At 71.2% G+C, this 22304-nt stretch carries 21 protein-coding genes and 1 pseudogene; 15 read left to right on the forward strand and 7 right to left on the reverse strand.

What is annotated here, in order from left to right; all coding sequences use genetic code 11:
- Nucleotides 1-133: 133 nt before the first annotated feature.
- Nucleotides 134-337 (reverse strand): cold-shock protein, encoded by a 204-nt coding sequence (locus ACWGIU_RS01975; protein WP_030012116.1) that lies wholly within the window; start codon nucleotides 335-337, stop codon nucleotides 134-136.
- A 237-nt stretch (nucleotides 338-574) separates the two neighbouring features.
- Here ACWGIU_RS01975 and ACWGIU_RS01980 point away from each other — a divergent pair, with 237 nt between their 5' ends.
- The 4 genes from ACWGIU_RS01980 to ACWGIU_RS01995 all read left to right on the forward strand — a co-directional run bounded on the left by ACWGIU_RS01980 (nucleotide 575) and on the right by ACWGIU_RS01995 (nucleotide 5613).
- Nucleotides 575-1438, forward strand: coding sequence for a menaquinone biosynthetic enzyme MqnA/MqnD family protein (locus tag ACWGIU_RS01980; protein WP_453701762.1), 864 nt, complete (start codon nucleotides 575-577; stop codon nucleotides 1436-1438).
- A gap of 369 nt (nucleotides 1439-1807) precedes the next feature.
- Entirely contained in the window at nucleotides 1808-3673 is a 1866-nt protein-coding gene (locus ACWGIU_RS01985; RefSeq protein ID WP_453701763.1) for a serine/threonine-protein kinase, read from the forward strand.
- A 79-nt stretch (nucleotides 3674-3752) separates the two neighbouring features.
- Nucleotides 3753-4952, forward strand: coding sequence for a cyclic dehypoxanthinyl futalosine synthase (gene mqnC, locus ACWGIU_RS01990; RefSeq protein WP_453701764.1), 1200 nt, complete (start codon nucleotides 3753-3755; stop codon nucleotides 4950-4952).
- A gap of 16 nt (nucleotides 4953-4968) precedes the next feature.
- Entirely contained in the window at nucleotides 4969-5613 is a 645-nt protein-coding gene (locus tag ACWGIU_RS01995) for an imidazolonepropionase-like domain-containing protein (RefSeq protein ID WP_453701765.1), read from the forward strand.
- Here ACWGIU_RS01995 and ACWGIU_RS02000 read toward each other — a convergent pair.
- Both ACWGIU_RS02000 and ACWGIU_RS02005 read right to left on the reverse strand, forming a co-directional pair.
- Nucleotides 5579-5986 (reverse strand): response regulator transcription factor, encoded by a 408-nt coding sequence (locus ACWGIU_RS02000; RefSeq protein WP_453701766.1) that lies wholly within the window; start codon nucleotides 5984-5986, stop codon nucleotides 5579-5581. The genes ACWGIU_RS01995 and ACWGIU_RS02000 overlap by 35 nt on opposite strands.
- Before the next feature lie 50 nt (nucleotides 5987-6036).
- Nucleotides 6037-6939 (reverse strand): DUF3152 domain-containing protein, encoded by a 903-nt coding sequence (locus tag ACWGIU_RS02005; RefSeq protein WP_453701767.1) that lies wholly within the window; start codon nucleotides 6937-6939, stop codon nucleotides 6037-6039.
- A gap of 266 nt (nucleotides 6940-7205) precedes the next feature.
- Between ACWGIU_RS02005 and ACWGIU_RS02010 the strand changes: the two genes are divergently transcribed.
- Together ACWGIU_RS02010 and ACWGIU_RS02015 are read left to right on the forward strand one after the other, a co-directional pair.
- Entirely contained in the window at nucleotides 7206-7898 is a 693-nt protein-coding gene (locus ACWGIU_RS02010; RefSeq protein ID WP_453701768.1) for a demethylmenaquinone methyltransferase, read from the forward strand.
- Nucleotides 7899-7936: 38 nt separating this feature from the next.
- Nucleotides 7937-8833 (forward strand): glutaminase, encoded by an 897-nt coding sequence (locus tag ACWGIU_RS02015; protein ID WP_453701785.1) that lies wholly within the window; start codon nucleotides 7937-7939, stop codon nucleotides 8831-8833.
- Nucleotides 8834-8904: 71 nt separating this feature from the next.
- Here the strand turns inward: ACWGIU_RS02015 and ACWGIU_RS02020 are convergent, their stop codons facing one another.
- Nucleotides 8905-9432: a GNAT family N-acetyltransferase gene (locus tag ACWGIU_RS02020; RefSeq protein ID WP_453701769.1), complete on the reverse strand. Its 528-nt coding sequence runs from the start codon at nucleotides 9430-9432 to the stop codon at nucleotides 8905-8907.
- Nucleotides 9433-9529: 97 nt separating this feature from the next.
- Between ACWGIU_RS02020 and ACWGIU_RS02025 the strand changes: the two genes are divergently transcribed.
- Entirely contained in the window at nucleotides 9530-10813 is a 1284-nt protein-coding gene (locus tag ACWGIU_RS02025) for a geranylgeranyl reductase family protein (protein WP_453701770.1), read from the forward strand.
- A 9-nt stretch (nucleotides 10814-10822) separates the two neighbouring features.
- Here ACWGIU_RS02025 and ACWGIU_RS02030 read toward each other — a convergent pair whose 3' ends face one another.
- The 3 genes from ACWGIU_RS02030 to ACWGIU_RS02040 form a co-directional block, all read right to left on the reverse strand.
- Nucleotides 10823-11134, reverse strand: coding sequence for a hypothetical protein (locus ACWGIU_RS02030; protein WP_453701771.1), 312 nt, complete (start codon nucleotides 11132-11134; stop codon nucleotides 10823-10825).
- Nucleotides 11131-11394, reverse strand: coding sequence for a hypothetical protein (locus tag ACWGIU_RS02035; protein ID WP_453701772.1), 264 nt, complete (start codon nucleotides 11392-11394; stop codon nucleotides 11131-11133). Before ACWGIU_RS02035 ends, ACWGIU_RS02030 begins: the two co-directional genes overlap by 4 nt.
- A gap of 182 nt (nucleotides 11395-11576) precedes the next feature.
- On the reverse strand, nucleotides 11577-12425 hold the full coding sequence (locus tag ACWGIU_RS02040; RefSeq protein ID WP_453701773.1) for a C40 family peptidase: 849 nt from the start codon (nucleotides 12423-12425) through the stop codon (nucleotides 11577-11579).
- 897 nt (nucleotides 12426-13322) lie between these two features.
- On the opposite strand from ACWGIU_RS02040, the gene ACWGIU_RS02045 reads away from it, so the two are divergent.
- From ACWGIU_RS02045 to nuoH, 8 genes and pseudogenes are all read left to right on the forward strand, one after another.
- Complete coding sequence (locus ACWGIU_RS02045; RefSeq protein WP_030010013.1) at nucleotides 13323-13682, forward strand: NADH-quinone oxidoreductase subunit A; 360 nt, start codon at nucleotides 13323-13325, stop codon at nucleotides 13680-13682.
- A 14-nt stretch (nucleotides 13683-13696) separates the two neighbouring features.
- Nucleotides 13697-14251: a NuoB/complex I 20 kDa subunit family protein gene (locus tag ACWGIU_RS02050; RefSeq protein WP_266381642.1), complete on the forward strand. Its 555-nt coding sequence runs from the start codon at nucleotides 13697-13699 to the stop codon at nucleotides 14249-14251.
- A pseudogene (locus ACWGIU_RS02055) lies at nucleotides 14194-14976 on the forward strand (NADH-quinone oxidoreductase subunit C); the annotation flags it as partial. The gene ACWGIU_RS02050 and the pseudogene ACWGIU_RS02055, both read left to right, overlap by 58 nt.
- On the forward strand, nucleotides 14976-16316 hold the full coding sequence (locus tag ACWGIU_RS02060) for an NADH-quinone oxidoreductase subunit D (protein ID WP_453701774.1): 1341 nt from the start codon (nucleotides 14976-14978) through the stop codon (nucleotides 16314-16316). The pseudogene ACWGIU_RS02055 and the gene ACWGIU_RS02060, both read left to right, overlap by 1 nt.
- Nucleotides 16313-17068 carry an NADH-quinone oxidoreductase subunit NuoE gene (gene nuoE, locus ACWGIU_RS02065; protein WP_453701775.1) on the forward strand — a complete coding sequence of 252 codons (756 nt, stop codon included), beginning with the start codon at nucleotides 16313-16315 and terminating at the stop codon, nucleotides 17066-17068. The genes ACWGIU_RS02060 and nuoE overlap by 4 nt, the downstream gene beginning before the upstream one ends.
- Complete coding sequence (nuoF, locus tag ACWGIU_RS02070) at nucleotides 17068-18453, forward strand: NADH-quinone oxidoreductase subunit NuoF (RefSeq protein ID WP_453701776.1); 1386 nt, start codon at nucleotides 17068-17070, stop codon at nucleotides 18451-18453. The genes nuoE and nuoF overlap by 1 nt, the downstream gene beginning before the upstream one ends.
- Nucleotides 18450-20954, forward strand: a complete 2505-nt coding sequence (locus tag ACWGIU_RS02075) for an NADH-quinone oxidoreductase subunit G (protein ID WP_453701777.1) — start codon at nucleotides 18450-18452, stop codon at nucleotides 20952-20954. Before nuoF ends, ACWGIU_RS02075 begins: the two co-directional genes overlap by 4 nt.
- Nucleotides 20951-22303, forward strand: a complete 1353-nt coding sequence (nuoH, locus tag ACWGIU_RS02080; protein WP_453701778.1) for an NADH-quinone oxidoreductase subunit NuoH — start codon at nucleotides 20951-20953, stop codon at nucleotides 22301-22303. Before ACWGIU_RS02075 ends, nuoH begins: the two co-directional genes overlap by 4 nt.
- Nucleotide 22304: the final 1 nt, after the last annotated feature.

Consider the following 22304-nt stretch of genomic DNA (forward strand, 5'->3'; position numbering starts at 1 on the left):
CCCGGTCCCGTCCGCGTACGCGGCCCCCGCCGGGAGGCAAAAGGCAGGAGCCCTGCCGGGTCTGCTCGCGCAGAGGGGACAGGGCTCCTTGGGTACTGCTTTTCCAACCCGCGATTTAGGTTGGCCCAGGCGACTAGGCCGGGGTGACGTTCTCCGCCTGCGGGCCCTTCGGACCCTGCGTGACGTCGAAGTTCACCGTCTGGTTCTCCTCGAGGGAGCGGAAGCCAGAGGCGTTGATCGCGGAGTAGTGGACGAAGACATCCGGGCCGCCGCCGTCCTGGGCGATGAAGCCGAAGCCCTTTTCAGCGTTGAACCACTTCACGGTTCCGGTAGCCATGAGCCCTCCTATGGGCCAAAGGGTCGCCCTGCTCCAGAACCTGCTAAGAAGTCTGAAAACTACAAAAGCCTGCGGGTCACATTCTCCGCAGGCCTCGTACTGCAAGGGAAACCAAACTGCAACTTGCGTCGAGCCTAGCACGCACCCTGCGGCCGAGACCAGAGGGAAAGATCACGTCACCCGGACGTTTGAGACCCGCCGCAAGGCTGACGCGGACACGGGGGCTAGTCTCGCGATGTGGACGTCTATCGCAGCCGGCCCCGTGTCGGCCACATTCAGTTCCTGAACTGCCTGCCCCTCTACTGGGGGCTGGCCAGAACCGGCACTCTGCTGGACCTGGAGCTGACCAAGGACTCCCCCGAGAAGCTCAGTGAGCGCCTCGTCCAGGGGGAGCTGGACATCGCCCCGATCACCCTCGTGGAGTTCCTCCGCAACGCCGACCGGCTCGTCGCCTTCCCCGACATCGCCGTCGGCTGCGACGGCCCGGTGATGTCCTGCGTGATCGTCTCGCAGGTCCCCCTGGAGCAGCTCGACAGAGCCCGCGTCGCACTCGGCTCCACTTCTCGTACGTCCGTACGCCTCGCCCAGCTGCTGCTTTCCGAGCAGTACGGGGTACGCCCCGACTACTACACCTGCCCGCCGGACCTGAGCGTGATGATGCAGGAGGCGGACGCGGCCGTACTGATCGGGGACGCCGCACTGCGGGCCTCCCTGCACGACGCGCCCCGGCTCGGGCTGACCGTGCACGACCTGGGCCACATGTGGAAGGAGTGGACCGGGCTGCCGTTCGTCTTCGCCGTCTGGGCCGCCCGCAAGGACTACCTCGCCCGTGAGCCCGCCGTCGTGCGCGAGGTCCACGAGGCCTTCCTCGCCTCCCGGGACGTCTCCCTGGAGGAGGTCACCAAGGTGGCCGAGCAGGCGGCCCGCTGGGAGGCCTTCGACGCGGAGCTGCTGGAGCGGTACTTCACGACGCTCGACTTCCGCTTCGGTCCCGAGCAGCTGGCCGGCGTACGTGAATTCGCGCGCCGTACGGGATCGACGACCGGGTATCCCGCGGATGTCGCCGTGGAGCTGCTGAGCACGGTGGTCCAGGAGTGCTGACGGGCATTACCCCGCGGTAGTCCGAACGCCGGACGGGTGAATGTGCGGTTTACCGGGAATTCCCGCCTTTTTTGTATTTCCCGGCCCGGGACGGAAATGCAAAAGGGTGACCGTGCTCCTTCCCCCGCCCCGCCCCGGGGCGGCCAAGGGCTGTCCCGGAATCCCCGGTGGATCGGCGCACGGCGTCGGATGCGGTGCATCGCAAGGCGGAGGGCGTCCTCATGCCGGTCGTATGCGGGCGTTCCGACAACGCGGCGAGGTGCCGTAGCCGTCGCCGTGCGCCCGCCGGGGATCACGGGAGAGCCCTTAGGCTGCTGCTCGGCCGGGCGGCACAAGGCGCCCGCCGTCACGGGGAATTGGGGGGACGCGATGCAGCCGCTCGAAGCCGGTGAGCCGCGCACCATCGGCGCCTACCGGCTGCTCGGCCGGCTCGGCGCGGGTGGCATGGGCCGGGTCTACCTGGGGCGCAGTGCGGGCGGCCGGACCGTCGCCGTCAAGATCGTGCACCCGCACTTCGCCACCGACGAGGAGTTCCGGGCCCGGTTCCGCCGTGAGGTGGAGGCGGCCCGCCGGGTGGGCGGCGAATGGACCGCACCGGTGCTGGACGCGGACCCCGAGGCGCCGGTGCCGTGGGTGGCCACCGGATACGTTGCCGGCCCCTCCCTGGACCGGGCGCTGGCCGCGCACGGCCCGCTGCCCGAGGCCTCGGTGCGGGCCATCGGCGCGGGGCTGGCCCGCGCCCTGGTGGCCGTGCACGGTCTGGGCCTCGTACACCGGGACGTGAAGCCGTCGAACGTGATGCTCACCCTCGACGGGCCCCGGCTGATCGACTTCGGGATCGCGCGGGCCACCGACGGCACCGCCTCCCTCACCTCCACCGGGGTCTCCGTCGGCTCGCCCGGCTACATGTCGCCCGAGCAGATCCTCGGCAAGGGGATCACCGGGGCGGCCGACGTGTTCTCGCTCGGCGCGGTCATGGCCTTCTCGGCGACCGGGCGACCGCCCTTCAGCGGGGACAACTCGGCGACCCTCCTCTACAAGGTGGTCCACGAGCCGCCGGAGCTCGGCGCGCTCCCGGCCGGGGAGCTGCGCGACCTGATCGAGGCCTGCCTGGCCAAGACGGCGGCGGAGCGGCCGGCCCCCGAGACGGTCGCGGCGGCCCTCGGCGGGGCGCTGGGCGTCCCCGGCTGGCTGCCCGGGCCGCTGGTCGAGGAGGCCAGCCGGGCCGCGGTGGCGCTGCTGGACCTCGACGCGGACTCCGCAGAGGCGGGGTCCGGGGCGTCGGCGGGCCGGGGCTTCGCGGCGCCGTACTCACCGCCCCCGCCGCACTCGCCGTACGCGGACGGCCCGTCCGGGCCGGTGCCGTTCACGGCCGCCTCGTACGGAGGCCCCGCCGGGGCGGGGAGCTTCGGACCGCCCGACCCCGCCTACGGGGGACCGGGCGCCGGCTCGCCGTACGGCGGCTCCGGCTCCGCCGGTACGGGAGGTGGGGCGGCCGGTGCGCCGACCGCGGCCGCCGACTCGCCCGGTGGATCCGGTCCGTACGCGACCCCCGGCCCCGGAACCGCCGGCGCGGGGCTGCCCGGGCAGCGGAGCGCAGCGGAGGATCCGGGGCGGCAGGTCACCGTCAGGGCGGCCGGGCGCCGGTTCAGCTGCACCGTGGTCCTGGCCGCGGCGGCCGTGCTGGCGGTGCTGTCCGGCGGGCTGTACTGGCTGGACGTCCTGCCGGGCCAGGGCAGCAAGGGGCGAGACCTGGCCGGCGCCGGGCGCCCCTCCGCCTCCGCCTCCGAGCCCGCCCCCGCGGCCTCCTCCGAGCCCGACCCGACCGGGACCCCGAGCGCCGGCGGGAGCGCGGCAGCGCCCCAGGGGACCCGCGAGGACGTCCCCAAGGAGCTCGTCGGCACCTGGAAGGGCACGGTCACCACCGCCCGTCTCGGCCTCTCCTCGGAGTTCGAGATCACCATCAAGGCCGGCCGGGTCGGTGAGGTCGTCGCCCGGGACAAGTCGGTCCTGGACATCCTGGGCACGGACTGCAGCGGCGACTGGAAGCTCTCCTCGGCCACCGACCGCTCGCTGGTCCTGGACACCGCGGGCGGCCCCAACCCGGCCCCCGGGGTCTGTTCCAACGGCTCCGCCGACGAGCGCTTCACGCTCAACGCGGACGGGACACTCCATTACAAGTCGGGCGACAACCCGGCCGGAAACCCCGAAGGCGATCTCAGGCGTAGCCCCTGAAATCCGTGTGCCGGCCCCTGGCGTAGGCTGGATCGGTCCGGACCTTGACACAGACACACCGCCGAAAGGTGACTCACCGGTGACCGACCAGGCCGTTCTCCAGTCTGTCCTCGACCGCGCCGCCGCGGGGGGCCGGATCACCAAGGAAGAGGCGCTCGACCTCTACCGCCACGCGCCGCTGCACGCGCTGGGCCAGGCGGCCGACGCCGTGCGCCGCCGCCGCTACGCCGGTACGGAGCACATCGCGACGTACATCATCGAGCGGAACATCAACTACACCAACGTGTGCGTCACGGCGTGCAAGTTCTGCGCCTTCTACGCGGCCCCCAAGGACGCCAAGAAGGGCTGGTCCCGCGACCTCGACGACATCCTGCGCCGCTGCGCGGAGACCGTCGAGCTCGGCGGCACCCAGATCATGTTCCAGGGCGGGCACCACCCGGACTACGGCGTCGAGTACTACGAGCACCACTTCTCCGCCATCAAGAAGGACTTCCCGCAGCTGGTCATCCACTCCCTCGGCGCGTCCGAGGTCGAGCACATGGCCCGCATCTCGGGCGTCTCGGCGGAGGAGGCCATCCAGCGCATCCACGCGGCCGGCCTCGACTCGTTCGCGGGCGCCGGCGCCGAGCTGCTGCCGGAGCGGCCGCGTACGGCGATCGCCCCGCTCAAGGAGTCCGGCGAGCGCTGGCTGGAGATCATGGAGATCGCCCACAAGCTGGGCGTGGAGTCCACCTCCACGATGCTGATGGGCACCGGCGAGACCAACGCCGAGCGCATCGAGCACATCGCGATGATCCGGGACACCCAGGACCGTACGGGCGGCTTCCGCGCCTTCATCCCGTACACCTACCAGCCCGAGAACAACCGCCTGAAGGGCCGCACCCAGGCGACGATCTTCGAGTACCTGCGCATGATCGCGATCGCGCGCCTGTTCCTCGACAACATCGCCCACATCCAGGGCTCCTGGCTGACCGTCGGCAAGGAGGCGGGCCAGCTCTCGCTGCACTACGGTGCCGACGACCTCGGATCGATCATGCTGGAGGAGAACGTCGTCTCCTCGGCCGGTGCCAAGCACCGCTCCAACCGCCAGGAGATCATCGACCTGATCCGCAAGGCGGGCCGCACCCCGGCGCAGCGCGCGACCACGTACGAGCACCTGCTCGTGCACGACGACCCGGCGAACGACCCGGTCGACGACCGGGTGGTCTCGCACATCTCCTCCACCGCCATCGAGGGCGGCACGGCGCACCCCGAGCTGAAGCTCATCTCCACGAACTGACGACGCCCGCCGACCGATGCTGACGCTGCACACCGCCGAACTCCTGGTCCCCGGGCCGGGGTCCGCGCCGCTGCCGGGCGGTGCGGTCCTCGTCGACGGGGACCGGATCGCCCGCGTGGGGTCGTACGAGGAGGCCGCCGCGGCCCATCCGCACGCCCGGACCCGCCGCTGGCCCGGGGTGATCACCCCGGGGCTGGTGGTGCGGGGGGCCGACGAGCTGCTGGAGCGCACGTACTACCCGGACGATCCGTACGAGGTCACCGAGCTCGGCGCGGACCCGATCCGGGGTGCGGCCGCGCTCGACGCGCTGAAGATGACCGAGCCGCGGTGGGGCCACAGCGCCCGGCGCGGCACGCAGCGGCTGCTGGCCCGCGGGGTGGTGGCGGTCTGCGGGCGCTTCACGATCCCGGCGGTGCGCACGGCGGTGTCCCGGTCCGGGCTCACGATCCTGCCGCCCGCCGCCTACGAGGGGCTGCCCGACCTGGATCCCTTCGCCGGGCGGGAGGCTGCGGCGGAGGCCTTCCACGGGATCCTGGAGGCGGGGGTTCCGGCGCGGTTCGCGGTCTTCGCCGTGGCGGACGAGGCCGCGTTGCTGGAGCGGGGTGCGACCACGTGCGTGGCCACGGTCATCGGCGGGCGCCTGCTCCACCGTCGTCGCTGAGCCCGGTCCGGTCGCGGTCCCCGGAGCGGCCGGCGGCGCGCCGGGTGTCCTCCCGGGCGAGGGCGGCCAGCAGGCAGGCCTGCAGGCGGCTGATGCCGCCCAGCTTGGCCCGGATGTTCACCACGTGGAACTTGACCGTGCTGACGGAGAGTTGAAGCTCGGCGGCGAGTTCCCGGTTGGAGGCGCCGGTGGCCAGGCACAGGAACACCGCCGACTCCTGTTCGGTCAGCTGGGCATCGGCGGGCCGCTCGGCGGGCCCGTCCCCGTTCGGCACGGAGCCGCCCTGCACGTCGTCGCACGGTGCCTGCGCTTCCCCGCCCGGCTCCTCGTACGGGGGAAACCACGGCGGGACGCTGAAGCTGACGACGCGCACGTTTTCTCCTAGCCCCCCGGCCGGCCCCGTCCTGTGACCGGCTCTCCTCCCTATAGGACGGGCGGACCGGACAGGTAGGTTCCCTCGGAGTCGTACGGCCAGGCGTTGGACTTGCAGCCGAGCAGTCCCTTGATCTGCTGCATCATCGCCGGAGCGGGCTTGCCGGGGCCCGGGCAGGTCTCGTGATCGCGGCCGAGCTCGTGCCCGACCTCGTGGTTGATGATCAGCGCCCGGTACTCCTCAGGCGTGCCCTTGAACTGCGGCGAACCCTCCTGCCAGCGCTTGAGGTTGACCACGACGGTGTGCCCCGCCCGGCAGTTGGTCTCGCCGATGAGCTCGGGCGTGACCACCTCGCACAGGCGGTCGGTGGTCGTGGGCGTCGCGATCTTGACGGTGAAGTCCACCGGCTGGCCCGCCCCGACGAGCTGGAAGCCGTACTGCGGGTCCTTGGTCCAGCCGCGCGGATCCCCGAGGATCGTCTCGACCGAGCGGGCGGCCGACTCCGGGTCGACCCCACTGCCCTCCTCGACCTCGATCCGCCAGCGGCGCGCCGGCCCCTTGCCCTGCGCCTTTCCGGCGGTGGAGGAGGCCTTGAAGACGCCCGGCCGGGCGGGCGTCGCGGCGCCGACCGTGGGCGTGGGCGAGCCGGCGGGAGATGCCGGGGGCGAGCTGGGCGGCTGCGGGGAGGGGGACTGCTGGCCGCCCTGCGGGACCGCGTTCCCGGAAGCGTCCGCGGATTCCCCGGCCGTCGGGTCCGGCTGGGCCGCTGCCCGGCCCGCGGCGGCTTTCGCGTCGTCGTCCTGGGGCAGCAGTGTGTACGCGGTCGCCGAGACCACGGCCAGCGCCGCCGAGCCGAGGAGGATCGTGCGCCGCAGCCGCTTGCGCCGCTCGGCCCGGCGCTGGGCGCGCGGGCTGCTGCGACGGGAGCGACCGTCGGAATGGCCTGCCGGCATTGTGAAGCTTCCTGTTCGTGGCGGCCGCTGCCGGACCGGCCACGATTCGGTCACCGATCCGGTGGGTGACCCTCACCGGGCCGCACCGTGTCAGTCAACGCGTCCGCCGGGGCGCCGCGTAACTGTCCTTCGGAACAGTTTCCGACACCTCTCCGGTGGGAAAGGGGGCCGGGGGTGTCGGAGCCCCCGCGGCTCTTGGCGGGCGCGGCCTGAGAGGATGGGGGCGTACCCGCCGATCCGCATCGCACACCGAGGGGCGAACGCCAGTGACAAGGGCTTCCCTGGACAAGCAGCCGCACGAAGTCGCCTCCATGTTCGACGGCATCGCGGCAAAATACGACCTCACCAACGACGTCATCTCGCTGGGCCAGGCCCGGCTGTGGCGCAAGGAGGTCGCCAAGGCGGTCGGCGCGCGTCCCGGCCACGTGGTCCTCGACCTGGCCGCCGGAACCGCCACCTCCTCGCTGCCCTTCGCCGCCACCGGCGCGTACGTCGTCCCCTGCGACTTCTCCCTGGGCATGCTCATGGAGGGCAAGAAGAGGCACTCCTGGCTGCCGCTGACCGCCGGTGACGCGACGAAGCTGCCGTTCAAGGACGACGTCTTCGACACCGTCACGATCTCCTTCGGGCTGCGCAACGTCCAGGACACCGACGCCGCCCTGCGCGAGCTGTACCGGGTGACGAAGCCCGGCGGGCAGGTCGTCATCTGCGAGTTCTCGCAGCCCACCTGGGCGCCGTTCCGCACGGTCTACATGGAGTACCTGATGCGGGCGCTGCCGCCGGTGGCCCGCACGGTGGTGTCCGACCCCGACCCGTACGTGTACCTCGCCGAGTCCATCCGCGAATGGCCCGACCAGCCGGCGCTGGCCGCCCTGCTGCAGAAGGCCGGCTGGTCCGGGGTCGCCTGGCGCAACCTCAGCGGCGGCATCGTCGCGCTGCACCGGGGCATCAAGGACTGACCGCGGTGTCTGACGTCGAGCGCCCGGACTACGGGCCCCTGCTGGAGCGGATCGCGGCCGACATCGCCCCGCTGATCGGCAGCGGTACACCCGCCGAGTACATCCCGGCGCTGGCCTCCGTGGACCGGCGGCGGTTCGGGATGGCCATTGCCGACCTCGACGGCAACGTCTTCGGGGTGGGGGACTGGCGGGTTCCCTTCTCCGCCCAGTCCATCACCAAGGTCTTCGCCCTCGCCCTGGCTCTGGCGGAGGGCGGCGACAGCCTGTGGGAGCGGGTCGGGCGGGAGCCCTCCGGCAACCCGTTCAACTCGCTCGTACAGCTGGAGTACGAAAACGGCATTCCGCGCAATCCATTCATCAACGCGGGCGCCCTCGTGGTCACCGACCGGCTCCAGACGCTGACGGGTGACGCGAGCAGCGAGCTGCTGGAGTTCCTGCGGCAGGAGAGCCAGAACCCGGACATCGGCTTCGACGCCGAGGTCGCGGCCTCCGAGCAGGAGCACGGCGACCGCAACGCGGCCGTCGCCCACTTCATGGCCTCGTACGGGAACATCGGCAATCCGGTCCCCGCGCTGCTGGAGCACTACTTCTGGCAGTGCTCCATCGAGATGAGCTGCGCCGACCTGGCCCGTGCCGGGCGCTTCCTGGCCCGGCACGGGCTCCGCGCGGACGGCACGCGACTGCTGACGCGCAGCGAGGCCAAGCAGATCAACGCGGTGATGCTGACCTGCGGGACGTACGACGCGGCGGGCGAATTCGCCTACCGCGTCGGGCTGCCCGGCAAGAGCGGGGTGGGCGGCGGCATCGTCGCCGTCGTCCCGGGCCAGTGCACCATCGCGGTGTGGAGCCCGGGCCTGGACGCCCGCGGCAACTCGGTGGCGGGCGTGGCGGCCCTCGACCGGTTCACGACCCTGACGGGCCTGTCCGTCTTCTGAAGCCCGGCTCCGCACACGGCGTTCGAGGCGCCGGGGTCCGGGGCGGAGCCCCAGGGCCGGGCGGAGCCCGGTTACCCGCGCCCCAGGGACAGGGCGTAGCGCCGGGCCGGATTGCCGCCCGGGGTGGTGAACTCCTCGGCCAGGGTCATGCCCAGACGCTCCGCCACCGCCACCGAACGCGCGTTCCGGGCGTCGATCATCGCCACCACGTGCGGGACACCGGCCGCGCGGACCCGCTCCAGGGTGGCCAGCGCGGCGGCGTACGCGTAGCCCTGGCCCCAGGCGGAGCGGCCCAGTCGCCAGCCGATCTCGATCTCGCCCACCGGGCCCCACGCCTTCTCCCGGGGCCACGGCTGGGCGCCGGTGAAGCCGATCACCGTGCCCTGCGCGTCCACCAGGGTCCACAGGCAGTAGCCCAGCTGGGCGTCGTGCATGCGCTGGCGGGCGGTGATCTCCTCGTACGCGGACAGCTCCGCGGGACCTCCCAGGAACTCCATGACGTCGGGGTCGGCGAAGGCCGCGTGCCAGGCGTGCGCGTCCTCGTCCGTGGGCACGCGGAGCCGTACGGAGGGAAGCGGCCGGGTCGGCGAGGTGGTCATCGGAGGCACCCTTCGGATCGTGATCTCTCTCGCTGCATAGACTGCACATGTCCGGTGCCGTTGGGCACCCTTTATCGAGCCTTCGGGAGACCCCGCAGTGACCGAGCTCCTCTCCGAACACTCCGCGGACGTGATCGTCGTCGGGGCCGGGCCCGCCGGCTCGACCACCGCCTACTACCTCGCCAAGGCCGGATTGGACGTCCTGCTGCTGGAGAAGACGGCGTTCCCGCGCGAGAAGGTCTGCGGCGACGGCCTGACCCCGCGCGCCACCAAGCAGCTGGTGGCGATGGGCATCGACATCTCCGAAGAGGCCGGCTGGCTGCGGAACAAGGGTCTGCGGATCATCGGCGGCGGGCAGCGGCTCCAGCTGGACTGGCCGGAACTCGCCTCCTATCCGGACTACGGACTCGTCCGCAAGCGCGACGACTTCGACGAGACCCTGGCCCGCCAGGCGCAGAAGGCCGGCGCCCGCCTGTACGAGCGCTGCACCGTCGGCGAGCCGGTGCGCGACGCGCGCACCGGTCACATCACCGGCGTGCACGCGAAGCTGGGCGAGGAGAAGACCCCGGTCACCTTCCACGCCCCGCTGGTCGTCGCGGCCGACGGCAACTCCTCCCGGCTGTCCCTGGCGATGGGCCTGCACCGGCGCGAGGACCGCCCGATGGGCGTGGCCGTGCGGACGTACTTCACCTCGCCGCGGCACGACGACGACTACCTGGAGTCCTGGCTGGAGCTGTGGGACCGGCGCGGCGCGCAGGACCGGCTGCTGCCCGGCTACGGCTGGATCTTCGGCATGGGCGACGGCACCTCCAACGTCGGCCTCGGCATCCTCAACAGCTCCTCCGCCTTCAAGGAGCTGGACTGGCGCGAGGTCCTCAAGGCCTGGTGCGCCTCCATGCCGGAGGACTGGGGCTACACGCCCGAGAACATGACGCAGCCGATCCGCGGCGCGGCCCTGCCGATGGCCTTCAACCGGCAGCCGCACTACACCAAGGGGCTGCTGCTGGTCGGCGACGCGGGCGGGCTCGTCAACCCGTTCAACGGCGAGGGCATCGCGTACGCCATGGAGTCGGGCCGGATCGCGGCCGACGTCATCGTGCAGGCCCAGGCGCGGGCCACCCCGGCCCAGCGAGAGCTGGCGCTGCACAACTACCCGAAGGTGCTCAAGGAGACCTACGGCGGCTACTACACGCTGGGCCGCGCCTTCGTGAAGCTGATCGGCAACCCGAAGGTCATGAAGATCGCCGCCCAGCGCGGTCTGACCCACCCGGTGCTGATGCGGTTCACCCTGAAGATGCTGGCCAACCTGACCGACCCGACGGGCGGTGACGCGATGGACCGCATCATCAACGGCCTCTCGAAGGTGGCCCCCAAGGCCTGAACCGACGCGTCAGCCGTCCGTGCCCGTGCCCGCCTCGGTGGGTGCGGGCACGTCCGAGTCCGGGTCCGGGGCAGGCTCCGGGGCCGCGTCCTGGCGGCCGTGGACGGTACGGACGCACCTGGCCAGCAGGACCAGCCCGCACACCAGCAGCGCCGCCGAGGCGCTCCAGCCGAGGCCCAGCGTGAGCGGGTGGCCGGGCTTCTGCCAGGGGCGGGCGGTGGTCAGCAGCCAGCCGCCCACCGCGAGCAGGCCGAGCCCGAGCGCGGCCACGCCCGCGGTGGGGTCGCCGGCGCCGTGGGATTCGTACGGCTTCGGGTTCACGGGACCACCACCTCCAGGGGCGGGTCGGGACGCGGCGGGTCGGCCCCGACGGTCAGGCGCGCGCTGCCGCCATCTTCGCAGGGACTCGGCCGGTTCGACACGGGCGGCCGCCAGGCGGGACACGGCCCGGCCGGCAGCCCCGTGATCAGGCCGGCGAGCGTGCCGCGGGCACGGGCCCGGCCGGGGGCGTCCGGGGCGCGGTCGAGAGGGCATACCAGGAGCGGCTCGTCGAGGAGCACGCCGAGCCGCTCGCGCTCCACGAGAAGCAGCGGGAGGCCCGCTCCGAGCCGGCGGCCTCGCCGGCCCCGCTGGGCCGCGCAGGACCCGTGGGCACGTCCTGGCCCCCGGGAAACACGAAGAACGGCCCCAGGGCCGGCACTCCACCCCCGAGCGGGGGAGTACCGGCCCTCGGCCGTACCTGGTGCCGTGAGCTGAGCGGTGCTCAGAGGACGCGGACGGCGCCCGTCGGCTTGTCGTAGCTGAGGTTGCGCTCGACGATGCCGGTGCTGGGGTTCTGCGCGCCGACGAACTTGCCGCCGCCGACGTAGATGGCGACGTGGTACGCGCTGCCCCGGGAGCCCCAGTACAGGATGTCGCCCGGCTGCAGTGCGCTCAGCGACACGGAGGTGCCGGCCGAGGACTGCGCCTGGGACATGCGCGGCAGGCTGATGCCGGCCTGGCGGTAGGCGGCCTGGACGAGACCGGAGCAGTCGAACGAGGACGGGCCGGTGCCGCCCATCACGTACGCCTTGCCGACCTGCGCGCGGGCGAAGTTGACGATGGCCGCGGCGGAGCCGGTGGCCGGGGCGGAGACGGTGCCGGAGCCCTGCGGGGCGGCGGTGCTCTTCAGCGTCGTGCGCTCGGAGCCGCTGCGGCTGGAACGCTCGGCCGCGGCCTTGCGGTCGGCCTCTTCCTTCGCCGCCCTCGCGGCCTTCTCGGCCTTTTCGGCGTCGGCCTTCTTCTGGGCCTCTTCCTTGGCCTGCTTCGCCTCGGCGGCGGCGCCGGTACGGGCGCTCTCCTCCTGGGCGGTCAGTTCGCCCTCGACGGCCGCGAGGCGGGTGTTCTCGGCGGCCTGGGTGACGGCGGAGGAGACGTCGGCGCCCAGGTCCAGGTTGAGGACCGGCATTTCGAGCGTCGTCTCGGCCACGGGCTCGGCGGACGGGGACGCGCTCGCGGTGCCGGCCATGGCGAGGGTGCTGAGGACGCCACCGGCAACTCCGGCGCGCACCGCGAGCTTCGAGGCGCTGCGGCGGGGCTTCCGGTGGCTGGGTATGTGAGCGGTGTGGGACATGAGGACAACCGCTATCAGGGCGTCCGGGTTCCCTTCAAGAAACGTGGGTTGCGCCACAGTTGCGTGAGAAGGGCGCGAACCGGGCGCGTCCGGCTTCTTATTGACGCCGTAACGGGCGAAACGGACAGGCCCTCACAAGGCTGTGATCATGGGGTTTCGGAATTAAGTCCCGATTGACCCCTGACCTACCATCACTCGGCACAGATGGCCAAGCCCTCTTTCGGAAGGCTCGATTCGGAGTGGCGCAGGTCACAGCAGCATCACGTCATGCGGACGCTGTGCTCCTCCCGTGACCTTCCTGTGAACGGGCCGAGAGGTTCGTGAACGGATGCACGCGCTCGCGTCGTCCCGTGGGCGGTCGGCGGGCGCTTCCGCCGGTTCGGCGTCTGCCCCCTCTTCCGCCCCTCATTCCTCTCACCCCCTCGGGTCCGCCCCGCGCCCGGTCCGGATCCTCCCGCGTCCACCTCCGTACGCCGGGAGTCCCCCGACCGGGCGACGCCGATCCCCTTACCACCCCGATACCCTCGTTGCCAATTTGCCTGCACGTGGAATCCTTTGATAGGGCCAGTGGCCTTCTACCTGCGGTAACGGGCTCGGATGTCACCTTTGGTGATCATGTGGATGCTTCGCGTATGAAGATCACCACTCATTGGACTTCATGATCGTTCGTCAGGTGGTGGAGATCACAAACTCGGTGTCGCAACCCGTGTCGCAGATCACAGACGAGCAGGCATAAGATGCGCACCAGTCCGGCTTGTGAACTGCCTCACATGGAAGCGCTTGATCGAAAGCGTGATCTTCGCGAGGCGGCGCACGCCCCCCAGCGGCGACCGCTGGGAGGTGCCCCCCGGCCGGCAGCGGTCCAACGGTCAAGGACGACTGGAAGGAGCGAGGAGCGTGAATGCGTACGCGCCCATCCTCGTGCTCGGCGCCCTCGGCGCAGGGTTTGCGATCTTCTCCGTGGTCATGGCCACGCTGATCGGCCCAAAACGGTACAACCGGGCAAAGCTTGAAGCCTACGAGTGCGGCATCGAGCCGACGCCGATGCCGGCCGGCGGTGGCCGCTTCCCCATCAAGTACTACCTGACGGCGATGCTCTTCATCGTCTTCGACATCGAGGTTGTCTTCCTCTACCCCTGGGCTGTCACCTTCGACTCCCTGGGGATCTTCGGGCTCGTCGAGATGCTGCTCTTCGTGCTCACCGTCTTCGTCGCCTACGCCTACGTGTGGCGCCGCGGCGGCCTGGAATGGGACTGAGGGGCTGAATTTCCATGGGACTGGAAGAGAAGCTGCCGAGCGGCTTTCTGCTGACCACCGTCGAACAGGCCGCGGGATGGGTGCGCAAGTCGTCCGTCTTCCCGGCCACCTTCGGTCTGGCCTGCTGCGCCATCGAGATGATGACCACCGGAGCGGGCCGGTACGACCTGGCCCGCTTCGGCATGGAGGTCTTCCGCGGCTCCCCGCGCCAGGCCGATCTGATGATCGTGGCCGGACGGGTCAGTCAGAAGATGGCGCCGGTGCTGCGGCAGGTGTACGACCAGATGCCCGCTCCCAAATGGGTTATCTCCATGGGGGTTTGCGCATCTTCGGGCGGCATGTTCAACAACTACGCGATCGTCCAGGGCGTCGACCACATCGTCCCGGTGGACATCTATCTGCCCGGCTGCCCGCCACGCCCCGAGATGCTGCTGGACGCGATCCTCAAGCTCCACCAGAAGATCCAGGGCGGAAAGCTCGGCGTGAACCGGGAAGAGGCGGCCCGTGAGGCGGAGGAGGCGGCCCTCAAGGCCCTCCCCACCATCGAGATGAAGGGGCTGCTCCGGTGAGCGAGACCCAAGAGCCGGAGAACGGCAGCAATGGCAGCAACGTCCCCGCGCCGCGCGCCCAGGGCCCCGAGGTCATCGGCGTCCACAAGGGCATGTTCGGTGCCGCGGGCGGCGGGGACACCAGCGGCTACGGCGGCCTCGTGCGGACCGTGGCCATGCCCGGCGCGACGAGCCGGCCGTACGGCTCCTACTTCGACGAGGTGGCCGACGAGCTCGAAGGCGCCCTGGAGGAGCAGGACCTGGTCCCCGCCAACGCCATCGAGAAGACGGTGGTCGACCGGGGCGAGCTCACCTTCCACATCGCCCGCGAGCACCTGGTCCGAGTGGCGCGCACCCTGCGCGACGACCCGGCCCTGCGCTTCGAGCTCTGCACCGGTGTCTCCGGCGTGCACTTCCCCGGGGACAAGGGCCGCGAACTGCACGCCGTCTACCACCTGCGCTCGCTCACGCACGGGCGGATCCTGCGGCTGGAGGTGTCCGTCCCGGACAGCGACCCGCACGTCCCCTCGCTCGTCGCCGTCTACCCGACCAACGACTGGCACGAGCGCGAGACGTACGACTTCTTCGGCCTGATCTTCGACGGGCACCCGGCCCTCACCCGGATCATGATGCCGGACGACTGGCAGGGCTTCCCGCAGCGCAAGGACTACCCGCTCGGCGGCATCCCCGTCGAGTACAAGGGCGCCCAGATCCCGGCTCCCGACCAGCGGAGGTCGTACAGCTGATGTCCACGTCAAACCACGCCTCCGCGGACCACGCGTCCTCCCGCGAGACGACCGAGGGCACCGTCTACACCGTCACCGGCGGCGACTGGGACGAGATCGTCCAGTCCGCGGCCAAGGCCGACGACGAGCGGATCGTCGTCAACATGGGTCCGCAGCACCCGTCCACCCACGGAGTGCTGCGCCTGATCCTGGAGATCGACGGCGAGACGGTCACCGAGGCCCGCTGCGGCATCGGCTACCTGCACACCGGCATCGAGAAGAACCTCGAATTCCGGAACTGGACGCAGGGCACCACCTTCGTGACGCGCATGGACTACCTGACGCCGTTCTTCAACGAGACGGCCTACTGCCTCGGCGTCGAGAAGCTGCTCGGCATCACCGACCAGATCCCGGACCGCGCCACCGTCCTGCGCGTCCTGCTCATGGAACTCAACCGGCTCTCCTCCCACCTGGTGTGCATCGCCACCGGGGGCATGGAGCTGGGCGCGACCACGATCATGATCTACGGCTTCCGCGACCGCGAGCTGATCCTCGACATCTTCGAGCTGATCACCGGACTGCGCATGAACCACGCGTTCGTCCGCCCCGGCGGCCTCGCGCAGGACCTGCCCCCGGGCGCCGTCGACCAGCTGCGCGAGTTCGTCAAGACCATGAAGAAGAACCTGCCGGAGTACGACAAGCTCGCCACCGGCAACCCCATCTTCAAGGCCCGCATGCAGGACGTCGGCTACCTCGACCTCACCGGCTGCATGGCACTCGGCGCCACCGGCCCGATCCTGCGCTCCGCCGGCCTGCCGCACGACCTGCGCAAGTCGGACCCGTACTGCGGCTACGAGAACTACGAGTTCGACGTGCCGACCACCGAGAGCTGCGACTCCTACGGGCGGTTCCTGATCCGCCTGGAGGAGATGCGCCAGTCGCTGCGGATCGTCGAGCAGTGCCTGGAGCGCCTGGAGCCGGGACCGGTGATGGTCGCCGACAAGAAGATCGCCTGGCCGGCGCAGCTCGCGATGGGCCCGGACGGTCTCGGCAACTCGCTCGATCACATCAGGAACATCATGGGCACGTCCATGGAGGCCCTCATCCACCACTTCAAGCTGGTGACCGAGGGCTTCCGGGTACCGGCCGGGCAGGCGTACGCGGCCGTCGAGTCCCCCAAGGGCGAGCTCGGCGTGCACGTCGTCTCCGACGGCGGCACCCGCCCCTACCGGGTCCACTTCCGCGATCCGTCCTTCACCAACCTGCAGGCCATGGCCGCGATGTGCGAGGGCGGCCAGGTCGCCGACGTCATCGTCGCCGTCGCCTCCATCGACCCCGTGATGGGAGGCGTCGACCGATGACCGCCAGTCCTTCGAACCAAGGGGTCTCGCTGGGCATGCCCCAGCTGCCGGCCCCCGACTTTCCGGCGGAGGTACGCGAGCGCCTCGAAGCCGACGCCAAGGAAGTCATCGCGCGCTACCCCGACAGCCGCTCCGCGCTGCTGCCGCTGCTGCACCTGACCCAGTCCGAGGAGGGCTTCGTCTCGCGCACCGGCATCCGGTTCTGCGCCGAGGTACTGGGCCTGACCACCGCCGAGGTCACGGCTGTGGCGACCTTCTACACGATGTACCGGCGGCGGCCCTCCGGCGACTACCAGGTCGGTGTCTGTACGAACACCCTGTGTGCGGTGATGGGCGGCGACGCGATCTTCGAGGAGCTCAAGGAGCACCTCGGCGTCGGCAACAACGAGACCACCCCCGACGGCAAGATCACCCTCGAACACATCGAGTGCAACGCGGCCTGCGACTTCGCCCCCGTGGTGATGGTCAACTGGGAGTTCTTCGACAACCAGACACCCCAGTCCGCCAAGGCCATGGTCGACGACCTGCTGGCCGGCCGCGAGGTCTCGCCGACCCGGGGCGCGCCGCTGTGCACGTACAAGGAGACCGCCCGGATCCTGGCCGGGTTCCCGGACGAACGCGAGGGCGCGGTCGAGGCGACCGGCGGCGCCGGCCCCGCCTCCCTGATCGGGCTGCGCATCGCGCGCGGAGAATCCGCGCACACCCCGATCGTCCACCCGCGCGGCGAGGCCACCACCGAGGGAGGGGAGTGATGTCGGTGTCTTCCGAACTGAGCAACGGCGGCAATGGGGGCACCTCCCACCCGGAGACCGGGGGAGGGACCAGCCCGGAGAAGCTCCTCGCCCCCGTGCTGTCCTCCTTCTGGGACGAGCCGCGGTCGTGGACGCTGGAGACCTACCGGCGGCACGAGGGGTACGAGGGCCTGCGCAAGGCCCTCGCGATGACCCCGGACGACCTCATCGCCTACGTCAAGGACTCGGGTCTGCGCGGCCGCGGCGGCGCCGGCTTCCCCACCGGAATGAAGTGGCAGTTCATCCCGCAGGGCGACGGAAAGCCGCACTACCTGGTGGTGAACGCGGACGAGTCGGAGCCGGGTACCTGCAAGGACATCCCCCTCCTCTTCGCCAACCCGCACTCCCTCATCGAGGGAATGATCATCGCCTGCTACGCGATCCGCTCGGAGCACGCCTTCATCTACCTGCGCGGGGAGACGGTGCCCGTACTGCGGCGCCTGCACGAGGCCGTGCGCGAGGCGTACGCGGCCGGATACCTCGGCACGGACATCGACGGCACCGGGCGCAACCTCGACATCACGGTGCACGCGGGCGCGGGCGCGTACATCTGCGGCGAGGAGACGGCGCTGCTCGACTCCCTCGAAGGCCGGCGCGGCCAGCCCCGGCTGCGTCCCCCCTTCCCTGCGGTCGAGGGGCTCTACGCGTGCCCCACTGTCGTCAACAACGTGGAGTCGATCGCGTCGGTTCCCGCGATCCTGAACAAGGGCAAGGACTGGTTCAAGTCGATGGGGACCGAGAAGTCCCCCGGCTTCACCCTGTACTCGCTCTCCGGGCACGTCGTCGGCCCCGGCCAGTACGAGGCCCCGCTCGGCATCACCCTGCGCCAGCTCCTCGACATGAGCGGCGGCATGCGCCCCGGGCACCGGCTCAAGTTCTGGACCCCGGGCGGCTCCTCCACCCCGATGTTCACGGACGAGCACCTCGACGTCCCGCTCGACTACGAGGGCGTGGGCGCCGCCGGATCGATGCTCGGCACCAAGGCCCTCCAGTGCTTCGACGAGACGACGTGCGTGGTGCGGGCCGTGACCCGGTGGACCGAGTTCTACGCCCACGAGTCCTGCGGCAAATGCACCCCCTGCCGCGAAGGCACCTATTGGCTGGTCCAGCTGCTCCGCGACATCGAGGCCGGCCTGGGCGTCATGTCCGACCTCGACAAGCTGAACGACATCGCCGACAACATCAACGGCAAGTCCTTCTGTGCGCTCGGCGACGGTGCGGCCAGTCCGATCTTCTCCTCGCTCAAGTACTTCCGCGAGGAGTACGAGCAGCACATCACGGGCAAGGGCTGCCCCTTCGACCCCAGGAAGTCGACCCTCTGGGCCGACACGGAGGTGAACGCATGACCGTCACCACTACAGCGGCCTCCGGGGGCGGAGCGGCGGTTCCACCCGAGAACACCGTCTCGCTGACCATCGACGGGGTCGAACTGTCCGTGCCCAAGGGCACCCTCGTCATCCGGGCCGCCGAGCAGCTCGGCATCGAGATCCCCCGGTTCTGCGACCACCCCCTCCTCTCCCCGGCCGGCGCCTGCCGCCAGTGCATCGTCGAGGTCGAGGGCCAGCGCAAGCCGATGGCCTCCTGCACCATCACCTGCACCGACGGCATGGTCGTCAAGACCCAGCTGACCTCCGAGGTCGCCGACAAGTCCCAGCGCGGTGTGATGGAGCTGCTGCTCATCAACCACCCGCTGGACTGCCCGGTCTGCGACAAGGGCGGCGAGTGCCCGCTGCAGAACCAGGCCATGTCGCACGGCAACGCCGAATCGCGGTTCGAGGGCAAGAAGCGCACCTACGAGAAGCCGGTTCCCATCTCCACCCAGGTGCTGCTGGACCGCGAGCGGTGCGTGCTGTGCGCGCGCTGCACCCGCTTCTCCAACGAGATCGCCGGCGATCCGATGATCGAGCTGCTGGAACGCGGCGCGCTCCAGCAGGTCGGCACCGGCGAGGGCGACCCCTTCGAGTCGTACTTCTCCGGCAACACCATCCAGATCTGCCCGGTCGGCGCCCTCACCTCGGCCGCGTACCGGTTCCGCTCCCGCCCCTTCGACCTCGTCTCCTCCCCGAGCGTGTGCGAGCACTGCGCGGGCGGCTGCGCGACCCGCACCGACCACCGCCGCGGCAAGGTGCTGCGCCGCCTGGCCGCCGAGGACCCCGAGGTCAACGAGGAGTGGCTCTGCGACAAGGGCCGCTTCGGGTTCCGCTACGCGCAGCGCCCGGACCGGCTGACCACCCCGCTGGTGCGCAGCGCCGCCGGGGTGCTGGAGCCGGCGAGCTGGCCCGAGGCCCTGGAGGCCGCGGCCCACGGGCTCGCCGCCGCGCGCGGCCGGGCCGGGGTGCTGACCGGCGGCCGGCTCCCCGTCGAGGACGCCTACGCCTACGCCAAGTTCGCGCGGGTGGTGCTCGACACCAACGACATCGACTTCCGGGCCCGCGTGCACAGCGCGGAGGAGGCCGAGTTCCTGGCCTCGGCGGTCGCCGGGTACGGGGTCGACCTCGGCGGTCGGTGGCTCTCGTACACCGCCCTGGAGGCGGCCCCGGCGGTGCTGCTCGTCGGCATCGAGGCCGAGGAGGAGGCTCCGGGGGTCTTCCTGCGGCTGCGCAAGGCCCACCGCAAGCACAAGCAGCGGACCTTCTCCGTCGCCCCCTTCGCCACCCGCGGCCTGGACAAGGCCGGCGGCCTCCTGCTGGCCGCCGCGCCCGGCACCGAGCCCGAGTGGCTCGACGCGCTGGCCTCCCGGACCGGCCTGGAGACCGGGGGCGCCGAGGCCGCCGAGGCACTGCGCCTGCCCGGAGCGGTCATCCTCGTCGGGGAGCGCCTCGCCGGGGTGCCGGGCGCGCTGACCGCGGCCGTACGGGCCGCCGGCGCCACCGGGGCCACCTTGGTGTGGATCCCGCGCCGGGCCGGTGAGCGGGCCGCCGTCGAGGCGGGCGCGCTGCCGTCCCTGCTGCCGGGCGGCCGCCCCGCCACGGACCCGCGGGCCCGCGCCGAGGTCGCCGCCGCCTGGGACCTGGACGACCTCCCGCACCGCTACGGCCGCGACACCGGCCAGATCGTCGAGGCCGCGGCGACCCGGGAGCTCTCGGCCCTGCTGATCGCGGGCGTCGAGGTCGCCGACCTGCCGGACCCGGCCCGCGCGCGGACCGCCCTCCAGGAGGCCTTCGTGGTCTCCCTGGAACTGCGGCCCGGCGAGGTCACCGAGCACGCGGACGTGGTCCTCCCGGTCGCAGCGGTGGCCGAGAAGGCGGGCGCGTTCATCAACTGGGAGGGCCGGGTCCGGCCGTTCGAGGCAGCGCTCAAGCCCGACCAGATGACCCGCCGGCTCGCCCCCGCCGACGCCCGCGTGCTGCACATGCTGGCCGACGCCGCCGACCGGCCGATCGCACTGCCCGACGTGCACGCCGTACGCCGGGAGATCGACCGGCTCGGCCGGTGGGCCGGGGAGCGGGCCGCCGGGCAGAGCGCGGACACCGTGCCCCTGCCCCGCCCCGGCACCGGCGAGGCGGTCCTCGCCGGCCACCGGCTCCTGCTGGACCTCGGCCGGCTGCAGGAGGGCGACGACGCCCTGGCCGGCACCCGGCACGAGGCGAGCGCCCGGCTGTCGGCCGCCACGGCCGCCGAGACCGGCGTCAAGGACGGCGACGTCCTCGCGGTCACCGGCCCGGCCGGCTCCGTGGAACTCCCGCTCCGGATCACCGAGATGCCCGACCGCGTGGTCTGGCTCCCGCTGAACTCCACCGGCTCCGGCGTCCTCGCCGACGCCGGCGCCCGTCCGGGCACCCTCGTACGCATCGGCCCGGCGAAGCCGGCCGGCGCAGGCGACACCACTGCGGAGGTGGGCGCGTGAACACCGTTCAACTCGCTGCCGAGGACCTGTCCCTGTTCGGTCAGGACGTCTGGTGGCTCGTCGTCGTCAAGGCGGTGTTCTGCTTCGCCTTCCTGATGGTGACGGTGCTCTTCTCCATCGTGTGGGAGCGCAAGGTCGTCGCCTGGATGCAGCTGCGCATCGGCCCGAACCGGCACGGTCCCTGGGGCATGCTCCAGTCGCTCGCCGACGGCGTGAAGCTGATGCTCAAGGAAGACCTGATCGTCAAGCGGGCCGACAAGGTCATCTACGTCCTGGCCCCGATCATCGCGGCGATCCCGGCCTTCATGGCCATCGCGGTGATCCCCTTCGGGCCGCCGGGCGACGAGGTCTCCATCTTCGGCCAGCGCACCACGATGCAGCTGACCGACCTGCCCATCGCGATGCTCTACATCCTCGCGGTGGCCTCGGTCGGCATCTACGGCATCGTGCTGGCCGGCTGGTCCTCCGGCTCCACCTACCCGCTCCTCGGCGGCCTGCGCTCCTGCGCGCAGATGATCTCCTACGAGATCGCGATGGGCGCGGCCTTCGCCTCGGTCTTCCTCTACTCCGGGTCGATGTCGACCTCGGCGATCGTGGAAGCGCAGGCGGACCGCTGGTTCATCGTCCTGCTGCCGGTGTCCTTCATCATCTACGTCATCACGATGGTCGGCGAGACGAACCGCGCCCCCTTCGACATGCCGGAGTCCGAGGGCGACCTGGTCGGCGGCTTCAACACCGAGTACTCGTCCATCAAGTTCGCACTGTTCATGCTGGCCGAGTACGTCAACATGGTCACCGTCTCGGCGGTCTCGGTCACCCTCTTCCTGGGCGGCTGGCGGGCCCCGTACCCGATCAGTTCCTTCTGGGAGGGCGCGAACCACGGCTGGTGGCCGATGCTCTGGTTCGTCCTCAAGGTGCAGCTGCTGCTGTTCTTCTTCATCTGGCTGCGCGGCACGCTGCCCCGCGTGCGCTACGACCAGCTGATGAAGCTCGGCTGGAAGGTCCTGATCCCCGTCTCGGTGGTCTGGCTGATGCTGGTGGCCACCGTCCGGGCGCTGCGCAACGAGGCGTACGACTTCAGCGAGATCGTCCTCTACATCGGCGGCGCCGTCGTGGCGATCCTTCTGCTCTCCTTCGTCGCGGACATCTTCCGCGACAAACGGGAGAAGACGGCGGCCGCCGAGGCGGTGCACGACGCCGAGCCCTTCGACCCGCAGGCGGGCGGATTCCCCGTACCGCCCAAGCCCGGCCAGCACCTCGCACCCGTACCGCGCAGGCGGTCCCGCACCGAGCGGGAGCTGATTGTCAGTGGCGGGACGAATACTGACAGTGACCGAGAGGAGGCTTGAG

It is taken from the genome of Streptomyces sp. NPDC054840 (assembly GCF_053611065.1).

What these genes read in the sequence shown, in the direction of transcription:
- ACWGIU_RS01975 (WP_030012116.1), bottom strand. Translation starts at nt 337, where the DNA reads ATGGCTACCGGAACCGTGAAGTGGTTCAACGCTGAAAAGGGCTTCGGC.
- ACWGIU_RS01985 (WP_453701763.1), top strand. Translation starts at nt 1,808, where the DNA reads ATGCAGCCGCTCGAAGCCGGTGAGCCGCGCACCATCGGCGCCTACCGG.
- ACWGIU_RS01995 (WP_453701765.1), top strand. Translation starts at nt 4,969, where the DNA reads ATGCTGACGCTGCACACCGCCGAACTCCTGGTCCCCGGGCCGGGGTCC.
- ACWGIU_RS02005 (WP_453701767.1), bottom strand. Translation starts at nt 6,939, where the DNA reads ATGCCGGCAGGCCATTCCGACGGTCGCTCCCGTCGCAGCAGCCCGCGC.
- ACWGIU_RS02020 (WP_453701769.1), bottom strand. Translation starts at nt 9,432, where the DNA reads ATGACCACCTCGCCGACCCGGCCGCTTCCCTCCGTACGGCTCCGCGTG.
- ACWGIU_RS02040 (WP_453701773.1), bottom strand. Translation starts at nt 12,425, where the DNA reads ATGTCCCACACCGCTCACATACCCAGCCACCGGAAGCCCCGCCGCAGC.
- ACWGIU_RS02050 (WP_266381642.1), top strand. Translation starts at nt 13,697, where the DNA reads ATGGGACTGGAAGAGAAGCTGCCGAGCGGCTTTCTGCTGACCACCGTC.
- ACWGIU_RS02060 (WP_453701774.1), top strand. Translation starts at nt 14,976, where the DNA reads ATGTCCACGTCAAACCACGCCTCCGCGGACCACGCGTCCTCCCGCGAG.
- nuoE (WP_453701775.1), top strand. Translation starts at nt 16,313, where the DNA reads ATGACCGCCAGTCCTTCGAACCAAGGGGTCTCGCTGGGCATGCCCCAG.
- nuoF (WP_453701776.1), top strand. Translation starts at nt 17,068, where the DNA reads ATGTCGGTGTCTTCCGAACTGAGCAACGGCGGCAATGGGGGCACCTCC.
- ACWGIU_RS02075 (WP_453701777.1), top strand. Translation starts at nt 18,450, where the DNA reads ATGACCGTCACCACTACAGCGGCCTCCGGGGGCGGAGCGGCGGTTCCA.